This window comes from Streptomyces sp. NBC_00019, from assembly GCF_045041015.1.
Classification (GTDB): domain Bacteria; phylum Actinomycetota; class Actinomycetes; order Streptomycetales; family Streptomycetaceae; genus Streptomyces.
The window spans coordinates 8107165-8129573 of the sequence record NZ_CP108302.1 but is presented as its reverse complement, the minus strand read 5'-3'; the positions used below and the strand labels follow the sequence as shown (position 1 = coordinate 8129573).

At 70.4% G+C, this 22409-nt stretch carries 19 protein-coding genes and 1 pseudogene; 9 read left to right on the top strand and 11 right to left on the bottom strand.

What is annotated here, in order from left to right:
- Nucleotides 1-152: 152 nt before the first annotated feature.
- Nucleotides 153-1028 (top strand): hypothetical protein, encoded by an 876-nt coding sequence (locus OHU89_RS38025; protein ID WP_405649489.1) that lies wholly within the window; start codon nt 153-155, stop codon nt 1026-1028.
- Nucleotides 953-1219, top strand: a pseudogene (locus OHU89_RS38020) (response regulator transcription factor); the annotation flags it as partial. The gene OHU89_RS38025 and the pseudogene OHU89_RS38020, both read left to right, overlap by 76 nt.
- Nucleotides 1220-1347: 128 nt before the next feature.
- Here the strand turns inward: OHU89_RS38020 and OHU89_RS38015 are convergent.
- On the bottom strand, nt 1348-2670 hold the full coding sequence (locus OHU89_RS38015; protein WP_405649488.1) for an MFS transporter: 1323 nt from the start codon (nt 2668-2670) through the stop codon (nt 1348-1350).
- The gene (locus tag OHU89_RS38010) at nt 2667-3266 is read right to left on the bottom strand and encodes an ArsR/SmtB family transcription factor (protein ID WP_405649487.1); all 600 of its coding nucleotides are present in this window, start codon (nt 3264-3266) and stop codon (nt 2667-2669) included. Before OHU89_RS38010 ends, OHU89_RS38015 begins: the two co-directional genes overlap by 4 nt.
- 143 nt (nt 3267-3409) lie before the next feature.
- On the opposite strand from OHU89_RS38010, the gene OHU89_RS38005 reads away from it, so the two are divergent.
- Entirely contained in the window at nt 3410-4729 is a 1320-nt protein-coding gene (locus OHU89_RS38005) for a jacalin-like lectin (protein ID WP_405649486.1), read from the top strand.
- Between the two features lie 133 nt (nt 4730-4862).
- On the opposite strand, the gene OHU89_RS38000 is transcribed toward OHU89_RS38005, so the two are convergent.
- Entirely contained in the window at nt 4863-5333 is a 471-nt protein-coding gene (locus tag OHU89_RS38000) for a hypothetical protein (RefSeq protein ID WP_405649485.1), read from the bottom strand.
- A 43-nt stretch (nt 5334-5376) separates the two neighbouring features.
- Nucleotides 5377-6099, bottom strand: a complete 723-nt coding sequence (locus OHU89_RS37995; protein WP_405649484.1) for a VOC family protein — start codon at nt 6097-6099, stop codon at nt 5377-5379.
- Between the two features lie 193 nt (nt 6100-6292).
- Between OHU89_RS37995 and OHU89_RS37990 the strand changes: the two genes are divergently transcribed.
- Nucleotides 6293-6877: a TetR-like C-terminal domain-containing protein gene (locus OHU89_RS37990; protein ID WP_405649482.1), complete on the top strand. Its 585-nt coding sequence runs from the start codon at nt 6293-6295 to the stop codon at nt 6875-6877.
- Nucleotides 6874-7701, top strand: a complete 828-nt coding sequence (locus tag OHU89_RS37985; protein WP_405649480.1) for an alpha/beta fold hydrolase — start codon at nt 6874-6876, stop codon at nt 7699-7701. Before OHU89_RS37990 ends, OHU89_RS37985 begins: the two co-directional genes overlap by 4 nt.
- Here the strand turns inward: OHU89_RS37985 and OHU89_RS37980 are convergent.
- The gene (locus OHU89_RS37980; RefSeq protein WP_267014574.1) at nt 7671-8129 is read right to left on the bottom strand and encodes a hypothetical protein; all 459 of its coding nucleotides are present in this window, start codon (nt 8127-8129) and stop codon (nt 7671-7673) included. The two genes, OHU89_RS37985 and OHU89_RS37980, sit on opposite strands and share 31 nt — an antisense overlap.
- A gap of 58 nt (nt 8130-8187) precedes the next feature.
- Nucleotides 8188-8556: a VOC family protein gene (locus OHU89_RS37975; protein WP_405649478.1), complete on the bottom strand. Its 369-nt coding sequence runs from the start codon at nt 8554-8556 to the stop codon at nt 8188-8190.
- A 100-nt stretch (nt 8557-8656) separates the two neighbouring features.
- Here OHU89_RS37975 and OHU89_RS37970 point away from each other — a divergent pair, with 100 nt between their 5' ends.
- Nucleotides 8657-10039, top strand: coding sequence for a hypothetical protein (locus tag OHU89_RS37970; protein ID WP_405649477.1), 1383 nt, complete (start codon nt 8657-8659; stop codon nt 10037-10039).
- Nucleotides 10040-10110: 71 nt separating this feature from the next.
- Nucleotides 10111-10506 (top strand): hypothetical protein, encoded by a 396-nt coding sequence (locus tag OHU89_RS37965; protein ID WP_405649476.1) that lies wholly within the window; start codon nt 10111-10113, stop codon nt 10504-10506.
- On the opposite strand, the gene OHU89_RS37960 is transcribed toward OHU89_RS37965, so the two are convergent.
- From OHU89_RS37960 to OHU89_RS37950, 3 genes are all read right to left on the bottom strand, one after another.
- Nucleotides 10484-12478 carry a PE-PGRS family protein gene (locus OHU89_RS37960; protein WP_405649475.1) on the bottom strand — a complete coding sequence of 665 codons (1995 nt, stop codon included), beginning with the start codon at nt 12476-12478 and terminating at the stop codon, nt 10484-10486. The two genes, OHU89_RS37965 and OHU89_RS37960, sit on opposite strands and share 23 nt — an antisense overlap.
- A gap of 24 nt (nt 12479-12502) precedes the next feature.
- Nucleotides 12503-14194 carry a DUF2264 domain-containing protein gene (locus OHU89_RS37955; protein ID WP_405649474.1) on the bottom strand — a complete coding sequence of 564 codons (1692 nt, stop codon included), beginning with the start codon at nt 14192-14194 and terminating at the stop codon, nt 12503-12505.
- Between the two features lie 190 nt (nt 14195-14384).
- Nucleotides 14385-15431: a rhamnogalacturonan acetylesterase gene (locus tag OHU89_RS37950; protein WP_405649473.1), complete on the bottom strand. Its 1047-nt coding sequence runs from the start codon at nt 15429-15431 to the stop codon at nt 14385-14387.
- 194 nt (nt 15432-15625) lie between these two features.
- Between OHU89_RS37950 and OHU89_RS37945 the strand changes: the two genes are divergently transcribed.
- Entirely contained in the window at nt 15626-17308 is a 1683-nt protein-coding gene (locus tag OHU89_RS37945; protein WP_405649472.1) for a rhamnogalacturonan lyase B N-terminal domain-containing protein, read from the top strand.
- 7 nt (nt 17309-17315) lie between these two features.
- Here OHU89_RS37945 and OHU89_RS37940 read toward each other — a convergent pair whose 3' ends face one another.
- A complete protein-coding gene (locus tag OHU89_RS37940) occupies nt 17316-18725 on the bottom strand; it encodes an RICIN domain-containing protein (protein ID WP_405649471.1) in 1410 nt (469 codons plus the stop codon).
- A 1-nt stretch (nt 18726) separates the two neighbouring features.
- On the bottom strand, nt 18727-19806 hold the full coding sequence (locus OHU89_RS37935) for a family 43 glycosylhydrolase (protein WP_405649470.1): 1080 nt from the start codon (nt 19804-19806) through the stop codon (nt 18727-18729).
- Nucleotides 19807-20010: 204 nt separating this feature from the next.
- On the opposite strand from OHU89_RS37935, the gene OHU89_RS37930 reads away from it, so the two are divergent.
- Nucleotides 20011-22107 (top strand): autotransporter, encoded by a 2097-nt coding sequence (locus tag OHU89_RS37930; RefSeq protein WP_405649469.1) that lies wholly within the window; start codon nt 20011-20013, stop codon nt 22105-22107.
- Nucleotides 22108-22409: the final 302 nt, after the last annotated feature.

The following is a 22409-nucleotide window of genomic DNA, read 5'->3' as shown; positions in this document are numbered from 1 at the left end:
CCTGACACCGCGTCGGCGCAGCGCTGGCGCCGGTCCGGTGCCGGGAGTAGCGTGCGAGCGACGCCTCCCTTCATGTCCGGCCGTACGCGGGCCCCTTGTGGACGGTCGCGCCCCGGTCACGCCCCGACGGCAATGATCGGGAGGGGGGAGTGATGCCGACGACCTCGGCGGATCCGGCTGTTCGCCCGCGCAGGCCGGTGCTCCTGGTCGGTCTGGCGGGCCTGGTGCCGGCCGCGGCCGCCGGGTGTGTCGCGCTCGCCGCGGCGGGCGGCACGCCGGCCATCCATGCCGGGCTGATCATCTGGATCGCGGTGTCCTACTCCGCGGCCGGTCTCGTCGCGTGGTGGCACCGGCCGGCCAGCCGCATCGGTCCGCTGATGCTGCTCGCCGGGGTGGCCGCCTTCCTGTCGGCCCTGTCGTGGTCGGGCGACACCGCCGTACAGACCGTCGGTCAGCTGTTCGACCTGCTGCCGATGATGCTGATCCTGCATCTGTTCCTGGCATTCCCGACCGGACGGCTGACGGGACGGCCGACGAGGCTGCTCGTCGGCCTGGGCTACGTCGCCGCGGCCGGCGCGCAGCCGGTGGTGATGATGCTGGGCGGCTTCGGCCCGGAGCACCCGCTGCGACTGCTCGACGCGCCGGACCTGGCCAGGGTGCTGTACGACGGTGCGCTGGTCGCGATCAGTGTCCTCTCGCTCGTCGGAGTCGCGCTGCTCGCGGCCCGTCGGCGGGCCGGCGGACGGCCGTTGCGCCGGTCGCTGGGGCTGCTCATCGACTCCTTCGGGCTCGGCCTGGTGATGATCGCCGTCCTGCTGCTGGTGGGCGTGTTCGGCGGACCGCCCTTCCCGGTGATCCAACGTGTGAGCCTCGCCGTGATCGGCCTCGCCCCGGTCGCCTTCCTCGCCGGTCTGCTGGGCGCCCGGCTGGCCCGTACCGCCGTCGCGGGACTCGTGATGGAGCTGCGGGTACCATCGTCTCCACCCTCCTGTCACGACGGCGCCGCGACGACCCGCTCGACCGGCTGACACCTCGGGAGCGTGAGGTGCTGGAGCTGATGGCCGTCGGCAACTCCAACCAGGGCATCGCCGACCGGCTGGTGATCACGCTGCGCGCGGTGGAGAAGTACGTCTCGAGCATCTTCGGCAAGCTGGGCCTCCCGGCCACGGGCAGCGAGTCCCGGCGGGTGCTGGCCGTGCTGATGTTCCTGCGGACCTGACACGGCACGGTGCGTCCGCACCCGCGCGGGCAACCTTCTTTGTCCCGCCCGCCGTCGCGGGCACATGCTCGCCGCCGGGGCCGTCACGCTCCCCCGGCTCACCCCGGACGCGTCGGCGCGAAGCCGGCCTACACGGGGTTGTCCAACGGGCTCGACCCGGCGCTCTGAACGGGCTGTTCGGCCGGCAGGTCCGCCAGGGAGCGGATCCCCGGGATCGGCGACGGCAGCAGCCACAGCACCGACAGCACCCCGCCGACGGCGACGGTGACGAGGGTCGCGCGCAGGCCGAAGGTCGTGGCGAGCGCCCCTCCGGCGAGTGCGCCGAGAGGGCGTACGCCGTAGTTGACGGTGCCGAAGGCGCCGGTCACGCGGCTGCGCAGGGCGTCCGGAGTCACCGCGGTCTGCAGGGAGTTGAGGTTGACGTCGAACCACATCACCCCGAGGCCCACGAGGAAGTAGGCGCCGCCCAGGCAGCCTGCGGCGGCCCACGCCGGCCCGTCGGCGACCGCGGCGAGGGCGTAGGGCGCCGGGAACAGCACGGCACCCACGGCGACCGCGCGCCCGACTCCGATACGGCGGGACAGCCGGGGCGCGGTGAGGGCGCCGACGAGAGAGCCGGTCGCCCCGACGCCCAGGGTCAACCCGATGGCGCCCGGGGAGAGTTGGAGGACCCGGTCCGCGAACAGCACCACGAGGCCGGTGCCCGCCAGGAACGTGAAGAAGTTGACGGTCGTGCAGCAGCCGAGGCTCGCCCTCAGCACCGGGTGCCGGACGACGAAGGCCAGACCGTCGCGGGCGTCACGCAGCAGCGCGGGTACGGCGGCGCCGGTGCGGGTCGCGGGCGCCGGTTCGTCGACCCTGATCCGGCCGAGCAGCAGGGCGGAGGCCAGGAAGGACAGGGCGTCCACGACGACGGTGACCGGTGCGCCGATCGCCTGCACGAGGCCGCCGCCGACCGCGGGACCGGCGACGAACGAGGCGGAACGGGCGGCGCTGAACTTGCTGTTGGCGTCGACGTACGAGGAAGGCGGCACCAGCCGCGCGAACAGCGGCTGCCACGCACAGCCGGCCACCACGCCCGCGAGGCCGGTCAGCAGCGCCACCGCGTACAGCTGGCCGAGCGTGACCGTGCCCCACAGGTAGGCGGCGGGCAGCGACAGCAGCACGCCCGCCCGCACGAGGTCGGTGACGATCAGCAGCCGCCGTTTGCGCCGTCGGCCGTCTACCCAGGCGCCCAGCACGATCCCCAGCAGGTTGGGCGCCCAGGCGAGTGCGGTCAGCCAGGCGATCTGCGCGGCCGAGGCGTCCAGGAGGCCGACGGCGATCAGCGGGACCGCCACCTCGGAGACCCGGTCGCCGAACTGGGAGACGGCGCCGCTGGTCCAGGTGAGCCGGAAGGGACGGTCGCGCCACAGGGAGGTCTCGGAGACCGGTATCCGGGGGCGCCTCATTCCGGCGTCCCGGATTCGTCGTCCGCCGCCTCCGGCAGGGCGTACAGCAGCATCCGCACGGCCCTGCCGTCCGGCGGCAGCTGTGCGGGCTCGCGGGTGACGTAGGGGGCGAGGAGCTCCTCCAACGCGTCCTTGAGCGCGGCCAGTTCCCCGGCGGTGACGACGATCCCGGTGTTGTTGGACATCGCGGCGCCCATCCACTCCGGCTCCAGGTGCGGCGCGGTCTCGGTCAGCCAGCGCATCGGCAGCTCCGCGCGGCTCGCGAACATCTCGCCGGCGAGCACCTGGGCGGCCGCCCGGCCTTCCTCGTCCTCCGGCACCTCGAACCGGTACCCGCGCGCCACGGCCTCCCAGCGCCGCTCGCGCCGGTCCGCCCCGCCCTCCGCGTCCCGGACCAGTCCGAATCCCGCGAGGTGGCGCAGATGCCAGCTGGTCACGGACGGGGTGGCCCCCACGTGCGGGGACAGCTGGGTGGCCGTGGCGGGCCCGTACCGCTGCAGGCGCTCCAGGGCGGCGAGCCGTACGGGGTGGGCCAGCGCACGCATGGCCTTCGGGTCGGTGATCTCCAAGTCGCCGAAGCGATTGCCGGAATCCATGACGTGAGAGTGTCCTCTCACAAAGTATGAGAGTCAACTCTCATGACTCTCACTGTTTCCTCAACTGCCCTTGCCCGCCACACTGGTTGCCGTCGAACCTGAGCACCGTTCACCTTCTGCCCCGCCTTTCGACCGGAGCCCCCATGAGAAGACTCCTCGGCACCCTCGCGGCCGCCGCGCTGGCCGTCACCGGCCTCGCGGGCACCGGCGCCACGCCCGCGGCCGCCGCGACCAGCGGCTCGTTCAACGTGCTGACGTACAACGTCGCCGGCCTCCCGGAGGGCCTGAGCTCCGGCAACCCGGAGACCAACACCCCGCTGATCTCACCGCGGTTGGGGGCGTACGACATCGTCAACGTCCAGGAGGACTTCAACTACCACGCGGCCCTGTACGCGGGTGACAACCACCCGTACCGCACCGCGACCAGCGGCGGTGTGCCCTTCGGCGACGGTCTCAACACCCTCTCGGACCACGCCTTCGAGGACTTCGAGCGGGTGAAGTGGAACAACTGCACCGGCACCAACTGCCTGACGCCGAAGGGCTTCTCGCTCGCCCGGGTCCGGCTCGCAGAGGGTGTCTTCGTCGACCTCTACAACGTCCACACCAACGCGGACGACACCGACGACGCGCTCGCCGCCCGGCGCGCCAACATCACACAGCTGTCGAACTTCATCCAGGCGAACTCCTCGGGCAACGCGGTGATCGTCATGGGCGACACCAACACGCGCTACACCCGCAGCGGCGACAACATCCGCACCCTCGCCGACGCGAACGGGCTCACGGACGCGTGGGTGCAGCTGGCGAAGGGCGGCATCCGGCCCACCCAGGGCGCGGACGCGCTGCTCTGTCCCACGACGGCGCCGCCGAACGGCTGCGAGGTGGTGGACAAGGTCCTCTACCGCGGCAGCGACCTGCTGTCCTTGAACGCCACCCGCTACAACAACGAGTGGTCCTCGTTCCTCGACCCGGCGGGCGCCAACCTCTCCGACCACTTCCCGCACACGGTCGACTTCTCGTACACGCTCAACTCCTCGCTGCGGGCGAGCGACTTCCTCGGCGGCCCGCACGGCACGGCGTACAACGACGCCGACAACCTGCCCTCCACGGTCTCCCCCCGCACACTGACCCTCCGCGGCAGCTCCCGCCTCGACGCGGTGTCCCTGACCCACGACGGCGGTACGACGCTGAGCCACGGCGGCACGGGCGGCACCGCGTCGTCGCTGACCCTGGCGTCCGGTGAGCACCTCAGGTCCGTGAAGCTGACGCAGGGTCAGAAGGACGGCCGTACCAGGATCTTCTCGGCCGCCTTCACGACCGACAAGAACCGCACCCTGTCCTCCGGTACGGCGACGTCCGACACGAAGACCTTCACGGCACCCTCCGGCTGGCAGATCGTCGGGTTCACCGGCCGGTCGGGCGTCGAGATCGACAAGTTGGGCGTGCTGTACGCACCGATCAGCTGAACGCGGCTGTTCCGCAGGGTTCGCCCGGTCGTCGGCATCCACGCCGACCGGGCGAACCGGCGTCGGTGACAGGCGTGTTCACCGCTCGCCGCATCCGGGTCGCGCGACGGAGGAGGCCGTTGAGCCCGGCGTATCAGGCGATCCACGCCCCGCCGTGCCGATGCCGTTCCAGTCCCACGGCGGAGAACTCGTCCTCGTCGGGACCCGCCACCACCCCCAGCCGCCGCAGCGCCCGGGAGACCGGGCCACCTTCGGGCGGAAAGGGCTCCCCCTCCTCCACCCGCAGCGGCCCCAGCACGACGGCACCGCCGTCCCACACTGCAGCCCGCTGTTCGCCCACGCCGCCGAAGTACTCGGCTTCCACGTAGGCCACCGGACCGCCGGCCGACCAGGCGGCGACGGTCTTCTCGAACCGCTCCGGCAACCGCCAGAACCCCAGCACGCCCCCACCTCCGCCGTGCGCGACGGACTCGAACAGGGCGTGCGTCATCGGCATCAGCGACAGGCCCTGTCCGATCGACGCCAGCCGGGCGGCAGGCAGGTCCCGCGCAGCGCGGCGCAGCGACGCCTCTTCGGCGATCACTGCTTTCAGGTCGTAAGCCATCCGGTCCGTCACAAGGTGGGGTCGGTCTCGTCCGCCGGCCGTACTACCAGGGCGTCAGCACACAGAACTCGTTGCCGTCGGGGTCGATCATCGCGACCCGGCCGGTCTCGCCCGGGTCGTCGTCGGCGAGCTCGGCCCCGAGGGTGAGGAGACGCTCGACCTCCGCCCGCTGGTCACCGCCGACAGGGGGCGCGAGGTCGAAGTGCTGGCGGTTCCGGCCCGTCTTCGGCGCGACCGGCGGGCCACCCCAGGTGATCTTCGTCCCGCCGTGCGGTGACTGGATCGCGGTCTCCTGGTCCTGGTCCCAGACCAGCGGCCAGCCCAGCGCCTCGCTCCAGAAGTACCCGACGGCCTGCGAACCGTCGCAGGCCAGCGCTCCGATGAACCCGGTGTCGGCGAGGAAGTTGTTGCCCGCCGGGATCACGCAGAACTCGTTGCCGTCGGGGTCGGCGAGCACCACGTGGCCCTCCTCCGGGAGTTGGCCGATATCGATGTGCCGCGCGCCGAGTCGCAGCGCCCGGTCCACCGTCTCCTGCTGTTGCTCCGGGAAGGCACTCGTCAGGTCGAAGTGCATCCGGTTCTGGCCGGCCTTCTTCTCCTGGGCCGGAAGGAAGCGGAGCCGGAACCCGCGCTCATCGGCGGGTAGCAGCGCGACTCCGTCGTGCGGGTCGTCGATCAACTCCCGCCCCAGGACCTCGGACCAGAATCCCGCGAGTTGTTGTGGCTCACTCGCGTCGAAACACATCGCGAACAGTTGACAAGTCATAGCCCCGCGCATCCCCGATCCGCTGCCCGACCACTGCCGACAGGACGCCTCTCCGGCCCCCGGGGCGGAAGCCTAGGGGCGAGCCGACGTCACGCGCAGCCCAATATTCGGCGGACCTTCATGCACTAGCATTCGACCTAGATATCCTAGGTTTCTGGATACCCCAGGTTTCCCTTCGGCACCCCGGAGCCCCATGGCCCGCGCAGGAATCACCCCCGACCGCCTCACCGCGGCCGCCGCCGACCTCGCCGACGAGGTCGGGTTCGAGAGCGTCACCCTGTCCGCGCTGGCGCGGCACTTCGGGGTGAAGGACGCGAGTCTGTACTCGCACGTCAGGAATCTTCAGGAGCTGCGGACCCGTGTCGCGCTGCTCGCCGGCGGCGAGATGATCGACCGGATCGCCGTCGCCGTGGCGGGCCGGGCCGGGAAGGACGCGCTGGCCGCGTTCGCCGGGGCCTACCGGGAGTACGCGCTGGAGCGCCCGGGGCGGTACGCCGCCACCCAGATCCGTGTCGACCAGGCCCTCGTCGCCGACTCCCCCGACCTCCGCCGCACCGCCGAGATCACCTACGGCATGCTCCGCGCCTACGGCCTCGAGGAACCCGACCTCACCGATGCCGTGCGCCTGCTGCGCAGCACCTTCCACGGCTACTGCGCGCTGGAGGCTAGCGGCGGCTTCGGCGCCCCCCGCGACGTACAGAAGTCCTGGAAACGCACCATCGACGCCCTGCACGTCCTGCTGCAGAACTGGCCCCGCGAGGAGAGCGAAGAAGAGTGACCGACCTCTACTACGACGTCCATGGCAGCGGGCCCGTGCTGCTGATCCTCCCCGGCGGGGCGGGCCACCCCATGGGGCTCGGTCCGCTGACCGAGGCACTCGCCGACCGGTTCACCGTCGTCGTCCTCGACCCCCTCGGCCTGGCCCACGGCCGGCTCGGCTCACCCGTCGACGACCAGCGCGTCCAGGACTGGAGCGACGGTGCCCGGCGGGTGCTCGACAGCGTCCTCGCCGACGGCGACACCGCGTACGCCGTCGGCACCAGCGCCGGCGCCATCGTCGCCCTCGACCTGCTCGCCCGGCACCCGGAGCGGTTGCGGCACGTCGTCGCGCACGAGCCGCCGTGTGTCGGCGTACTCCCGGACGGGCACCGGCAGCGGGCCATGTTCCGGGAGGTGGTCGACACCTACCGCACGGCCGGGCTGCGAGCCGCCGCCGCGCGGATGACCGCCGGGCTCACCGACCAGCCGGTCCCGGCCGCCGAGGCGCCCCTGGTGGGTCAACCCCTCACCCGTGAAGAGGAGTTGGGCAGCCCCATGGCGCTCTCCCTCGCCCACGTCCTCCTCCCCTTCACCTCCTACGACCCCGATCTCACCGCCCTGGCCTCCGCACCCCTCACCCTCGCCGCCGGCACCGACTCGCGCGGCCACCTCCTGTACCGCACCGCGGAGTTCACCGCCCGCCGGACCGGCGCCGCCTTCGCCGAGTTCCCTGGCGGACACCTCGGCGCCGCCCAGCATCCCGACGCCTTCGCCGAACGCCTCGTCGGCGCGGTGGGGTTCGGCGAACGCGGTCACGACAGATCGCCCACCGCGTCCGCGTAGTACGTCGATCCCTTGAGGTGGAGGGCGAGTTCACGGAAGCTCCAGCCCTCGCCGGGGGAGTCGTCGAGCTCGCTCTCAGTGAGCGCGTCGAGGCGGGCGGACCAGATCTGGGCCAGTCGGTCGAGGCGGCTGCGGGCCTCGTCCAGGTCCTCCTGGGTGAAGGGGGCCAGGTCCGCCTCGGTCGTGATCGCCGAGGCGTGCCAGTGGTCCGGCCGGGGGTCCACGCCCGCCAGCCGGGCCTCCATTTCCGCGAGATGGTCGACGAGGTGGTCGGCGACCCGGCGGATCGCCTTGTGCGGCGTGTACACACGGTCGTCGATCTCGTACGGCTTGCCGTCCCAGGTGGTCCAGGTCGCGGCCAGGGCGAGGACGTGGTCGACCATCCCGGTGACGGCCCGGGCGGGGGTTTCCTGCGGGTTCTCGGTCATACCGGCACGCTAGAAGGGTGTCGGTTCGGTGCCCGCCGAAGTGTCCCCGAGGGGCCCGCTACGCTCCGCGCTCCCCCGCACTGCGCTCCACACAGAACTCGTTGCCCTCCGGGTCGGCCAGCACCGCCCAACCCGTACCGTCCGGCTTGCGCCGGTCGTCGAAGAGCTTGGCGCCCAGGCCGAGCAGCCGCTCGACCTCCTCGTCACGGGTCCGGTCCTGCGGCTGGACGTCGAAGTGGATCCGGTTCTTGGCCGCCTTGGGCTCCGGAACGGTGACGAAGAGCAGACCCGCGGCCTCGATCAGCGCCTCCTCGTCGCCGGGGTGGTCGTCCTCGTGCAGCGGCAGACCGAGGACCTGGGACCAGAAGCCGGCGAGGGCGTAGGCGTCGGCGCAGTCGATCGTCGTATGACGGATGGCGGAAGTCATACGGCGGATTCTTGTGCAGCGCCTTCGCAGAGATCAATGCGCTTTTCGAAGAGACCGACGCACGCGGCAACCATTGCTTCACCCGCGGCCACTTCAGAACATGACTTCTGCACCACGCACCACGCGCCACCGCCGTATCCGGGGCGCCCGCAAGCCACTGATCGCGGGGCTCGCCGCCACGGCCGCGCTCGTCGGCGCCTGGTACGCGACCGCCGGGGCGAGCACGGCCACCGGGCTCACCGTGTCCACGACCACGGTGTCCCTGTCCGCCAAGTTCCCCTATCTGTCGGCGGGTTACAACAACAGCAGGGAGTGGACGCGCACGGCGACGGCGGCCGCCCCCGACGGCACCCTGCGGGTGGCCTGGCCCGCCTCCGACGGCATCCACGTCACACCGCTGACGGCGGCCGGCAAGCGTTCGGGCTCGGACACGATCGTCAAGGGCGCCAAGGAGGTCGGCGGGCTGGTCGCGCACAACAACGGGTTCGCGCTGCTCACCCGGGTCTCCGACACCAACAAGTGGAAGGAGACGGCGGCCGCGATCGTCCGCTACACGAACGGCGAGAAGACCTTCCAGACCAAGCTCACCGGCACCGCCACCCACGACACGTCCCCCACCCTGGACGGGCAGCTCACCTGGAACGGCACCAAGTACGGCGCCTACTTCGTGGTCCACGGCGCGGGCGGCTTCGCCGACGGGCACTTCGGCGACAAGCTGTCGTACCTGAGCAGCAAGGGCAAGAAGCTGAGCGGTGGCTGGAGTTGGGGCTGCAGCCACAACGAGGGCATCGCCCTGCACGCCGAGACGTCCGGCGCCTTCACCTCCCTCTGCTTCGACGACTGGCGCTCGGGCCTGTTCGTGTCCACCGGTATCGGCGCCCCCGACGTCGCACCGGTCGTGCAGCGCGAACAGTGCTGGGCGGGTTACTGCGGCGGTACCTTCGCGGGTCGTACGGGCGACCTGGTGAAGTCCGCCACCGGACGCTACGCCACCGCGTTCGCCTCCCGCGGTGCCGCGTCGGCCAAGAAGAACCCCGACGACTCCAGCGGGCGCGGCTGGAGCGTCACGCCGAAGACCAGCACCCACCAGGTCGCCGTCGCGTTCATGAAGAACCGCAACTCCGGCCCCGGCAAGGCGGTCTACCTCTCCACCACCAAGGCCACGGACCATGTCAACGTCCGTCTCGCCCCGTACGGCAAGGACCGGCTTCTGCTCTCCTGGGAGTCCGTCAAGAACGCCAAGTGCAAGGCCGGCACCTGCACCGGCACCTTCGCGGGCACCCATCTGCGGCTCATCGACTGGAACGGCAAGTTCCAGGGCGCCGACAAGATCGTGAACACCCGGATCACCGGTGACATCGCGGTCCAGAAGGACGGCACCCTGACCTGGGCGTCCCTACCCGTCACCCCGTCGTACGCGTCCGCCCTCACCGGGGCGTCCCCGACGACCAAGACGCTGAAGATCAGCCGCCTGACTCCCTGAACGCGTACAACCACCTCCCCGTCCGGCGTGTCTCCTACGTGCGATGCACGCGGACGGGGGAGGTCGGTGCGATGTCCGACGAACGGTTCAAGCGGGATGTACAGCGTTTCTTCTGGCTGCCGCCGGATGTGCCGCGCCCGCCCGCCCGGGTGTGGGCCACCTTGCGGGTCTGGCTGCTCTGCCTGGCCTTCGGGGCGCTGGGTACGGCTGTCGGCTGGGAGGAGGAGGGTCTCTTCGCGATGATGATGGTGGCGCTGCTGAACCTGCTGGACGACGTGTCCGAGGGGGTACGCCACCGCTGGCCCGCCTTCGTGGCCGCCCTGGCGTCCGGCTGGGGCGTGAACCGGCTCGCCCACGTCTCGGTGCCTTCCTCCGACTCGCTGTGGGGCGAGTACGGCATCTACGCCCTGTGGACGCTGGTGGCCATGGCGACCTTCGTCGCGGTCAGTCGGCTCCCCCAGCGGTGAGTACGCCGACCATCCGGCGTACGACCTCGGCGGGCAGCGCCGGATTCCGGGCCGCCGTCTCCGCGTTGCCGGTACTCGTCCGCAGCAGCCAGACGAGGAGCCGGGCCGGCAGCCGAGGGTGGAGCGCGGCGGCATGCCGGATGTGCTCGTGCGGATCCTCCAGGAGCCTCGCGGCGCCCGCCGCCGACAGCCGGGGGTCGGTCGCGGCGCGGTAGCGCACCTCCTCGTCGGGGTCCCTGCTGAGCCGTTCCACCAGCTCGGGCGTGGACCGCGGGTCGTCCAGGGCCAGTTGGCGCATGCGTGGGCTGGGGTCATCCGCGTACCGCAGGAGGCCGTGGCGGGGGAAGTTGGGGTGGCCGCGCGGCCGGTCGGGGCTGGTGAGGCTGCCGGTCCACCACTGCCACACCTCCAGGAGCATGTCGGCGGGCGCGTCGTCGCAGGACTCGGCCAGGAAGAGCTGGACGACACGGTCCTCGTCCCGGGCGAGGCGTGCGACGACGTCGGGCGGCAGACGGCGGGCGCGGGCGACGCTTCTGCGGATGAGGGGGTGGCAGGAGGCGGCCAGGCGGCGCATGGCGTCCTCGTCCTCGTGCAGGGCGACGACCCAGTCGAGGGCCCAGGAGTGCAGGTTCGGGTCGAACTCGAAGTCGATGCACGCGCGTTGCTCCTCGGTGAGGTCGGCCCGCTTCGCCACAACGTAACGGACTCCGGCGTCCGGGTCCTCGGCCAGGAGGGCCACGAGGTCCGGGTCCAGACGCGGGTTGAGTGCCAGCGAGCGGCGCTCGTCCGACTCGCCGTGCCGTGCCAGATGTTCGGCGAGACCGCGCTCCAGGCGGCACGTCTCCAGTGCCTGGCGCCGGATGTCCTGGACCTCCTGGATCTCCTGGGCTTCGAACACCGCACGGGGCATGGGATGTTGCCGGTGGTGCAGCAGCCGGGCGCGGACGCGCACGATGTCGTGCGGATCGACCAGGAGCGCTTCCTGTGCGGCGGCGTCGAGATGGGGCCAGGCCGCCAGGCAGGCCACGGCCCGCACGCCGTCGTCGGGATCGGCGACCAACGCGACCGACACATCGGGCGGCAAGGTCTTGAGGCGGGCCGTCTCGGAGCGCACGCGCGGGGACGGATCGGCGGCGAGTCTGCGGCAGGTGCCTTCGTCGAGTTCGGCCCAGCGCTCGGCGGCGATCATGGTGAGCAACCACCGTTGGCGCTCGTCCTGCTCGGCGAGGATCACCCGGTCCCACTGCTCGGGAGTGATGTTCGGCTGGTGCTCGGCCGCCCGCATCCGCGTCTTCCAGTCCGGGTGGGCCAGGGCGGCGTCCAGCGCTTCTGTCGACAATGCGCTGTACATCGCATACGAAGACCTGTCCACCAGCTTGGACCGCAGCTCCTTCGGGGTGGCCGCGTTGAGCGAGAGCCCGCTCGCCCAGGCGTCGATCACTTTCTCCGGGGGCTTCGGACCCTGGAACAGCGACTCCCAGGCGGCCGCCCGGTCCTCCGCCGTCTCCCGGCCCGCAAGCCGCGCGGCCTCCTCCTGCCGCTCCCTGATCCGGTCGACGGCGACGAGCCAGACGGCGTACTCCTCGGTCGTGACGCCCAGCAGGGTGTCCCCGTCCGGCGACATGGTGAGGAACTCCGGCTGCCCGGGCCGCTCACCGAGCACCCCGGCGAGATCCCAGTCGGCGGCGAGCCGGACCCGTATCCACCGCCGGGACGAGCACCCGGCGTGGACGAGGAACACCCTGTCCTCGCCGAGGATCCCCGTCTCGGACGCCAGCCGGAACCACTGAGCGTTGATCTCGGCGACCAGGTCGGCCCGGTCGGAGGCCACCGCCACGGCCGGCTCCGCCTCCCACTTGGCGACATGACGCCACGCGAACGGAGGCGGCAACACCTCCTCGACCCGCCGCTCCCCCACGACCTCCAGCCCGGCCCGCCCCAGCAGTTCTACGAGTTCATCCGTCCCACCCATGATCCCCATACTGCCCGAGGCGGCTCAGCCTTCGGCCCCGACCGACACCTCGGAGTCGTCCAGCCGGACCCGCACCTCGGATCCCGCACGCCAGCGGACCGTCAACTCGCCCGCCCCATCGACCCGTACGGTCACGGCCTCGTCCAGCGGCACGGGATCCGCCTCGCCGGTGAGCCGGACGAGCGCGACGAAGAGCGTCCCGCCCTCACCGGTGACACCGGTCAGCGCCCCGTCGAGACCGACAGCGGGCAACGCCTGCGCCAGTACACCGTCCCGCGCCGCCCACCCGGTGAGCCGCACCGGCGTCCCGGGCTCGGCTCCGGACACCAGATGGGCCCGCACCTCCACGGCCCCACGCGCCAGCACCACGCTGGTCACCCGCGCTCCCCCACCGGCCGCATGCCGCGACGCCACCCACCCGTCCCCCACCCCGAGCGGCTCGATGTCGGTACGGCTCGGGTCGTCGCCGACGATCACGCTGTTGTCGTACGAGGGTGAGGGCGCCGTCACCGTGGAGTACGCGAGGCGCGTGTAGTACGGGTCGTAGCGGACGTCCTCGCTGCCGTGGTTGTGGAGGCGGACCAGACCGTCCGAACTGGTCGACTGGATCAGCCAGTTCGGGGCGGCGACCGGTCGGATCTCGTCCGCGCGCTCGACCGGGGACGGCTCCTCCTCGGCCGTCCACACCTCGTGGTCCGGCGGGAGGAGCAGACCGAGGAAGGCCTTGCTCGCCCAGTACGGGGAGGCGGGGCCCGAATAGCCCTGGAGGACGGCGGAGTCGGGGCCGTGCCAGCCGAGGGTCAGCAGACCGTCGGAGTTCACCGCGCCCCGGTCGAGGAAGTACTTCAGCGCCCCGGACGCCAGCCGCCGGGTCTGCCCCGGCGTGAGCGGGGTACGGCCGGTCAGGGCGCCCAACCACAGGGGGGCCGTCGTGGCGAAACGATAAGTCAGCGAGCGGCCCTGGTGCATGGGGGCGCCGTCGCCGCCGAACAGGCGGGCGTAGTCGGCGAGGTGGGCCTCCAGCCGTTCACCGTATACAGCCGACAGCCGACTGTCGTCGGCGAACCAGGCATGCAACACCGGATACAGGTGCATCGCCCAGCCGTTGTAGTAGTCGAACTTGCGACCCTCGCCGTCGGTGTACCAACCCCCGCCGACGTACCACTCCTCGATCCGCTCGAGGCCGCGGTCGATCGCCTTGCGCGAGGCCTCGGGCTCGTGGCCGATCTCCTGGAGGAAACCCCCGACGGTGACGGGGAACAGCTCCCAGTTGCAGGGCCAGGCCTCCGCGGTCAGTGCGTCGCCGAGCCAGGCGGCGGCCCGCTGGCGCACCCCCTCGTCCAGCCGGTCCCACAGCAGCGGGCGGGTCAGCCGCAGCGCCACGGCGATCGACGCCGCCTCCACCAGCGGCTGGCTCCGGTCCTCGATACGCGGCCAGACTCCGGACACACCGGCCGCGAGGCCCTCGGCATAGCGCTGGAGCGCGGTCTCGTCCTGACGGAAGGCGGCCAGCAGGATCGTACGGGCATACCCCTCCAGGCCGTCGGAGAGCCGCCCTGACCAGCTGGTGCGGTCGCCGGGGAAGTAGTAGAGGGCACCCCCCTCGGCGGCGTACGGCTCCGTGGCAGCGAGCAGGGCGTCGGCCGCGGCCTCCCAGTGGGCGCGGGTGTATCCGGTGTACGGGCTACGGATGCGGTCGGCGGGAGGGAGGTGCATGGAGCTCTCTTTCAGATCTTGAAAATGTCCGGCACGATAACGCGCCCCGTAAGGGGCGCGGGGCTGTGTCGATATGCGGCTCCGCCGCGCGGGCGCGACCAGCCCCCACCGGCCCGCAGCGTGTCACGGCTCAGCAAGCGCAGCGAACAGGCCTGGGGCGCCCCGGTTCCGGTCGAGGCGCCCCAGGGGCTCATCCCACCCGCACCAGGCCTTTCGGCACCAGGTGCTGGGCGAGGAGTTCGTCGCGGACGAGGCCGGCGTACACCGTGGCCCCGTGCACGGAGGTGTGCGTGTTGTCCCGCTTCTCGTTGTAGAGGTAAATCGCCTTGGAACCCTCGACTCCCAAGGACTCCACGAGCGACTTCGTCCTCGCCGTCAAGTCGATCAGCGGGACGTCCTGCGCGGCGGCGACCGAGCGGATGACTGCGGGGTGGTCGACGCCGAGGCCGTTGACCAGGAGTGCGGTGTTGTTGTTCAGGGTGCCGTCGGAGTTGAACCAGCGTCGCACGATCGGCGTCACGAGGACAGGCTCACCGCCCTTTTCCCGGATACCGGCGACCAGTGTCTCCAGGTTCGTCCGGTAGGTCACCTCGTCGGTGGTCTTGTCGTTGTGGGCGAGCTGGACCAGAACGAGGTCGCCGCGGCGGATCAACGGCTGGACGGTGGCGAACAGTTGAGGATTGGACAGGTAGGTCACCGTGCTCTCGCCGGAGTCGGAGTAGTTGGCGACGGAGACACCCTTGCGGAGGTACTGGGGCAACTGCTGGCCCCAGCCGGAGTACGGGTCGCCGGGCTGGTCGCAGACCGTGGAGTCGCCGACGAGGAAGATCTGGCGGGCGTGCCGGGCGGGGGTGACCTTGATGTCGGCGAGCGCGGGGGCCGAGCCGCCGAGCACGAGGTCCAGACCGGGGGTGCCCTCGGCACCGGTGGGTTCACCCTCGGGGGTGCGGACGTTCACGGTGAAGCTGCGGGCGGTCCGCTCGCCGGCCGCGACGGCGGTCTCGGGGAGCAGGGAGCGCCGGGTCTCACCGCTGACACTCGTGCTCGATCCGGCGTCGCCGCCGAGGAGGACCTTCACGTCGTACGTGCCCGCGGGGACGTCGAAGTGACACCCGGTGGCGGTGCAGTTCTCGATGCCGAGGGCATGGCGCCCCTCGGCATCGGCATGGGCCGGGACGGCGGTCAGTGCGGTGCTCAGTGCGACCGTCGCCAGCAGGGCGAGGTTGAAACGTCTCATTCGAGGCTCCTACGACACACGACAAGGCCTGGCGGCTGGACCGTACCCCCATTGGCAAGCGCTTTCTAGACCTCGGTGCGATTTCACAAGATTGCCAACCTCCAGCAAGCGAAAGCCCTTTCGCGAAATCGATTCAACTGTCACCCTCGCTCTCACCCGCACCACCCCCACATGTCCTCGAAGGAGGCACCCCCATGTCCGGATCCGCTGAGAACAGACCGGTCCGACGCCGTACCTTCGTCCTCGGCACCGCTGCCACCGCAGGCACGGCCGCCCTGGCCGGCCCGCTCGCCCAGACCGCCTCCGCCGCGACCTTCGGCTGGAGCGACGACGGCTCCAACTACGTCGTCGACACCGGCGCGAACCTGGTCTTCAAGGTCAGCAAAACCAACGGCGACCTGACCTCGCTGGTCTACAAGGGCACCCAGTACCAGGGCTACGGCGGCAAGAACTCGCACATCGAGTCCGGCCTCGGCACCTCCACCGTGAGCATCAAGCAGTCCGGTACGACGATCCTGATCTCGGTCGCGTACGGCACGCTGAAGCACTACTACGCGGCCCGCAGCGGCGAGAACAACGTCTACCTGTGGACCAACAAGGCCGACACCTCGGTCAGCGCGACCCGCTACATCCTGCGCGTGAACGCGGGCAAGTTCCTCAACGACGAGTCCGACTCCTACACCTACGCGCCCACCACCATCGAGGCCCAGGACGTCTTCGCGAAGTCCGACGGCCAGACCCGCTCGAAGCACTACACGAAGTCCCGGGTCATCGACTACAACTACGTCGGCTGGACCACCGGCAGCGTCGGCCTGTACATCGTGCGCTCCAACCACGAGAAGGCCTCCGGCGGACCGTTCTACCGCTCCCTCCTGCGCCACCAGAGCGCGGACGGCGGCGGCCTGTACGAGATCCTGTACTACGGCGAGAACCAGACGGAGGCCCAGCGCTTCGGCCTCCAGGGCCCCTACGTCATCGCCTTCACCGACGGCGGCGCCCCCTCCTCCGCGCTGTACCCGGGGACCCTCACCACTTCGTGGGCCGACTCGCTCGGCATCTCCGGCTACGTCCCCGCGAGCGGCCGGGGCAAGGTCGCGGGCGTCGGCATCACCGGCCGGAACACGGCGTACGCCTACACGGTCGGGCTCGCCAACTCCGCTGCCCAGTACTGGGGTTCGGCACGGTCGTCGGACGGCTACTTCTCCATCGGGGGTGTCCTTCCGGGGACGTACACCCTGACCGTCTTCAAGGGTGAACTCGCCGTCCACACCGGCTCGGTGAGCGTCAGCGCGGGCGGGACGACCACCCTCAACTCCATCGCGATCCCGTCCTCGAACGACCCCAGCAACGCGGGCACGATCTGGCGCATCAACGACTGGAACGGCACGCCCGGCGGCTTCAAGAACGCCGACCTGATGACGTACGCCCATCCGTCCGACGTCCGCGCCGCCTCCTGGACCGGGAACGTCGTCATCGGCAGCGGCACCGAGACCTCGGCCTTCCCCTGCTATCTATGGAAGGACGTCAACAGCGGGATCATCGTCTACTTCAAGCTGACGGCCGCCCAGGCCGCCGCCGCGCACACCCTGCGCATCGGCGTGACGACGGCCTACGCCAACGGCCGCCCACAGGTCGTCATCAACGACACCTGGACGTCCGCCGTCCCCTCGCCGCCCACCCAGCCGAGCACCCGGTCGCTGACCGTGGGCTCGTACCGGGGCAACAACAACACGTTCACCTACAGCGTGCCGGCGTCCGCCTGGCTGACGGACACCAGCGCCTACAACACGCTGAAGATCTACGTGGCGAGCGGTTCGGGGTCGACGTCCTTCCTCAGCGCCGGTACGTCGATCGACGCGATCGACCTGCTGGCCTGACCTGACGTCAGGTCCCGCGCGTCCACTGCTGATTGGTCGCTCCGTTGCACGTGTACGTGATGATCGCGGCGGAGTTGGCGGTGGACGCGCCGTTCACGTCCAGGCACTCGCCGGAAGCGCGGGCCTTGATGTTGACGTACGAGCCCGAAGTGACCACCGACCACTGCTGGGTGATCGCGCTGCCGCAGTTCTCCTGGGTGACGTTGGTGGAGTTCTCCTGGAGGCACAGGGAGCTGCCGCGGCCGACGAGCTGGTAGTAGCCGGTGCCGAGGTCCTTGAACCAGAACTTCTGGTTGTTGCCGCTGTTGCAGGTGTACTGGGCGAGGGCGATGCCCTGCCACAGGGACTGGTTCGGTACGTCGACGCACTTCGAACTGTTGCGGGCGATCAGGGTGTTGTACGTCGCGCTTCTCCCCGAGATCGTCCCGGTGGCCGCGTCGACGGTGATCTCGGGGTACCAGGACATCGACATCGTGGTGGAGCTCGGGAAGGTCAACGGCAGCCACACGTAACGGGAGTCGTTGACGGTGCCGCCGAAGGAGTTGCCCCAGCGGTCGCCCATGTAGAGGTACGAGGTGCCCGAAGTGCCCTGTACGGGAAGGACGTAGGCGGTCTGCGAGTTGTACGTCGTGGAGTCGCCGACGTTGGCCATCGACGTCCACGGTCCGGCGAGCGAGGTCGCGGTGGCGTACTGCTGCTGGTTGGCGCTCCAGCCGGTCGCGCCCGACGTCAGCATGAAGTAGACGCCGCCCCGCTTGAAGAGGGCCGGGGCCTCGCGGTGGCCGCCCGCCCAGGGGTTGGCGACCAGGCTGTCTATGGCCGTGTAGGCGGAGTTGAGCCTGTAGATGTGCAGGTCGTAGTTCTCGTTGGCGGCGGACACCATGTAGCCGGTACCGTCCGTGTCGACGAACGTCGTGATGTCACGGGACATGTGGGTGCCCAGCGGACGGAAGCTGCCCTGGTAGGTGTAGTTCCCGTCGACGGTGTCGGAGACGGCGACGGCGGCGCGTGCCTCGCTGTAGTCGGTGCCGTTCTCCTTGTGCATCCACATCACGAACTTGCCGGTGGACGCGTTGTACATGACCTTGGGCCGCTCGATGTAGGCGGTGCCCAGCTCGGAGGCGCTGGACTGGGTCAGGACGTTGTTCCTGAACTCCCAGTTCTTCAGGTCGGTGGAGCGGTAGGCGGACACGTACCGGAAGGTGTTGTCGGAGTTGCGGTTCTCTCCGAACCAGTAGTAGTACGACCCGACCTTGATGACCCCGCCGCCGTGGGCGTGCAGAGCGCCTCCCGAACTGTCCGTGAACTGGACGCCGTTGGGGATCGTCAGGGCGGCCGCCTGGGCAGGTCCGGCGGTCACCAGGGCGCCCGCCAGCGCCAGACAGAGGGCGAGCAGTACCGCGTAGGCACGTCTCATCTCACGCACTCTCCTTCACCGAGTCGATGACGGTGTCCGCCACCGGTATGCCGAAGTTCGGGGTGCCGTCCGTGTTCCAGCCCAGCTTCTGGACGCGGGTGTGCCGGTTGGGGTCGTTCAGCGGGTCGCCGACGATCTCCTTGTACTGGCGGGCGTGGTAGACGAGGACGTCGCTGCGACCGTCCTCGGCGACCGTGAAGCTGTTGTGGCCGGGGCCGTACTGCTTCGTGGTGTCGTTGCTGGTGAAGACCGGGGTGGGCGACTTGGACCAGTTGGCGGGGTCCATGAGGTCGGCGTCCGCGTCGACGGTCAGCAGGCCCATGCAGTAGTTGAAGTCGGTGGCGCTGGCCGAGTACGACATGAACAGACGGCCGTTGCGGGCGATGACCGAGGGGCCCTCGTTGACCTTGTAGCCGATGCACTCCCAGTCGTACTCGGGGGTGGACAGCCGTACTTGAGGGCCCGTCAGGGTCCAGGGGTTCGCCATCTTCGACAGCCACAGCGCGGTGTTGTTGCCCATGTCGGGCTCGTGCTGGGCCCAGGCGAGGTAGCGGCTGCCGCGGTGGGTGAAGGTGGTGGCGTCGAGGGAGAAGGTCTCCCAGGCCGTCTTCAGCTGGCCGCGCTCGACCCACGTCCCCTTGAACGGGTTGGGGTTGGCGTTCTCCAGGACCCAGATACGGATGTCCCAGACGCTCTCGGCGGGTGCGGAGGCGAAGTAGATGTACCACTTGCCGCCGATGCGGTGGATCTCCGGCGCCCAGATGTGGGCGCCCATGGGACCGGTCGCGTGCTTGGTCCAGATGACCGACTCGGGCGCGGCAGCCAGCCCGTTCAGGGTGCGGGAGCGGCGCAGGATGATCCGGTCGTACTCGGGGGCGGTGGCGGTGAAGTAGTAGTGGCCGTCGGAGTGACGGTGGATGTGGGGGTCGGCGCGGTTGCGGACGAGCGGGTTCACGAACGGGGGTGTCTTCTTCGGGCTCGGAGCGGCTGCGGCGGCGGCGGGGGTCACGGCCAGGGCGCCCGCGGCCAGGGCGCCTTTCAGCAGCAGTCGCCTGTCGGGGACGTCGGGAGTGCGGCTCATACGGACTGCCTCTCGGATGGGGGTGTCCTGAGAGTGATGTTCGATATTGAGAACATCTGTTGTTATTGCGAACAGCCGAAAGGTAAGGCTGGGGAACGACGAGGTCAACGGGTCGGACGCGACTAAAGAAGGCGCTTTCTACTGGGCGGCTCGTCGCGGGAACTTTTCTGTTATCGACGGCCGGTCCGGCCCGTCTCCGTAACCGTGCGCAGCCATACCCACAAGACAGCAGCCGCAGCCGGCGCCCTCGCGACGGTCGCCTTCCTGATCGCCGCTCCCCCGGCGCAGGCGGCCGGCACCCGCGACATCACCGCCGACGTGCTCGCGGGCCGGAACGTGACGCTCGCCGGCGACACGGTCGTCACCGTCCCCTCCGGGACGACGACGTACGACGGCGTCCTCCGCGGCGAGGGCACGCTCACCGTGCGCGGCAGCGGAACGCTGGTCCTGACCAGGGACAGCGACTTCACGCTGCCGAAGTCCCGGCAGCGGCAGAAGGTGTCGGTCCAGGGCGGCAACCATCCCTACGTCACCACGACCGCCCCCGACCCGCCGGCGATCACGGTCGCACGCGGGGCGACGCTTCAGTACGGCAACGGCGGCTCGACCGGTCTGATCGGCCATTTCCCTTACGGCACCCCGCAGTTCGCGCTGAACCAGGACAACATCCGGGTCGACGGCACCCTGCGGCTGTCCCTGAAGAACACCGCCTACAACCTGGGCACCATCAGCGGCTCCGGGCTGATCACCCAGCCGCGCTTCCTCTGGGGCACGTGGGACCTGTCGGGCACCCACCCCTTCTCCGGAGTGATCGACAACGGCACGCAGGTCAACGCCGGACGGCCGGAGTTCGCGACCTCGCTGCCGAACGTCCGCAAGGTCCTCAACCAGGGCACCTGGACCGTGGACACCCCGCTGGGTCAGACCGTCACCGAGGGCATGGACTTCTACCAGCGCGAGTACGGCAGCGACATCAACGTCCAGTCCCGGCCGGGCAGCAAGGTCGTCCTGACAGGCCAGTACAGCTGGTCGAACCAGGGCGGCGACACCGACCCCTCGCTCAGCGACCCGTCCCTGAACTGGACGCCCGCACGCAAGAACGTCAACAAGCGCGGCACCAACATCAAGGGCGCGAACGTCCAGTGGGGCGACGGCACGACGCACCAGATCTTCATGCCGGGTACGGCCGAGACGGTCTACATCAACCTGCTGGCGGCACGCTCCCGCTCCCTGCTCACGTTCGACTACAACGGGCCGGTGACGCTGGGCGCCCCCATCGGCGGCGGCAAGTTCCACGACACCCTGGCCGCACCCGGCGCCGGGGACGTCGTCATCGCCGGGACGCGCGGGAACGACGTCACCTTCGCCGCCGTGCAGTACTACGACGGCTCGACGACCGTCGAGAAGGGTGCGGTGCTGCGGCTGGGCAGCGGTCGGTCGGGCGGCGACGGTGGACTGTATACCGCGGGCGGTCTGTACAAGGTCGTGAACAACGGCTCGCTCGTGCTGAACAACGCCGGCAAGGCCCTGACCCTGTCCCGGATCACCGGCAGCGGGTCGGTCACCCAGGCGGGCGCCGCGACGACGACCCTGACGGGGAGCGGGGTGGGGTACACGGGGACGACCACGGTGAAGAAGGGCACGCTGGCGCTGCGCCAGGGGGCGACGCTGCGGCGCAGCGAGGCGATCCGGCTGACCTCCGCGGGCTCCCGGTTGGACGCGGGCACGACGGGGCTGCGGGTGGCGACCACGCTCAGCGGCAAGGGCACGGTGAAGGGCTCGGTGACCAACGTCGGTGTCGTCGCCGGCGGGATCACGGTCTCCGGGAACTACACGCAGAGCGCGAAGGGCGAACTCGTCCTGCGCGACAAGCCGTTGAAGGTGACCGGTGCGGTGCGCCTGGCCGGGGCCCTGGACCTCGCGGCCGCCGGGACCGCACCCGCGCGCGAGATCACCGTGCTGAACCACACGGGCGGCTCGAAGACCGGTGGCACGTTCACCGGGCTGAAGGAGGGGACGAAGGTCAAGCTCGCCGACACCACCTACCGGATCAGCTACCGGGGCGGCGACGGCAACGACGTCGTGCTCACCGCCGCCACCGCGGGCAAGTCCCCTTCCCCGTCCGCGACTTCGTCCTCGTCCACCGTGGTGACCCGCACCGTGGGTGCCGCGGAGGACGACCGCCTCGGCTGGTGGCCGTACGCGCTGGGGCTCGGGCTGCTGGGCGGGCTGGCGGTTCCGGCAGTGCGGCACCGGCGCGGTGGGCGACGGCGGGGCGGACGGCACGCGGCGAACGGATGAGGCCTCTCCGCACCTTCGGGGAGGCGCCGAGCGGGCGTTGGCCGGCCGCTGGTCGAGGTGGTTGAGCGCGCGGGAGGGACTCCATGATCCGGAGGAACCACTCGCGGTCATGGTGGAGGCGGACCATGTCCTGGCGCAGGCCTGCCGGGAAGTGGTCCCGGACCAGGGGCCGGCGCCAGGCCTCGTCGTCGAGGAGCTCCTGGCCGAGGGTGTTGCTGCCGACGTACTGCCGCAGAAAGCGATGCGAAAGCCACGGCTCGTCGACTGTATGCAGTCGCGATGTGATCACGTTCCGCCGTACC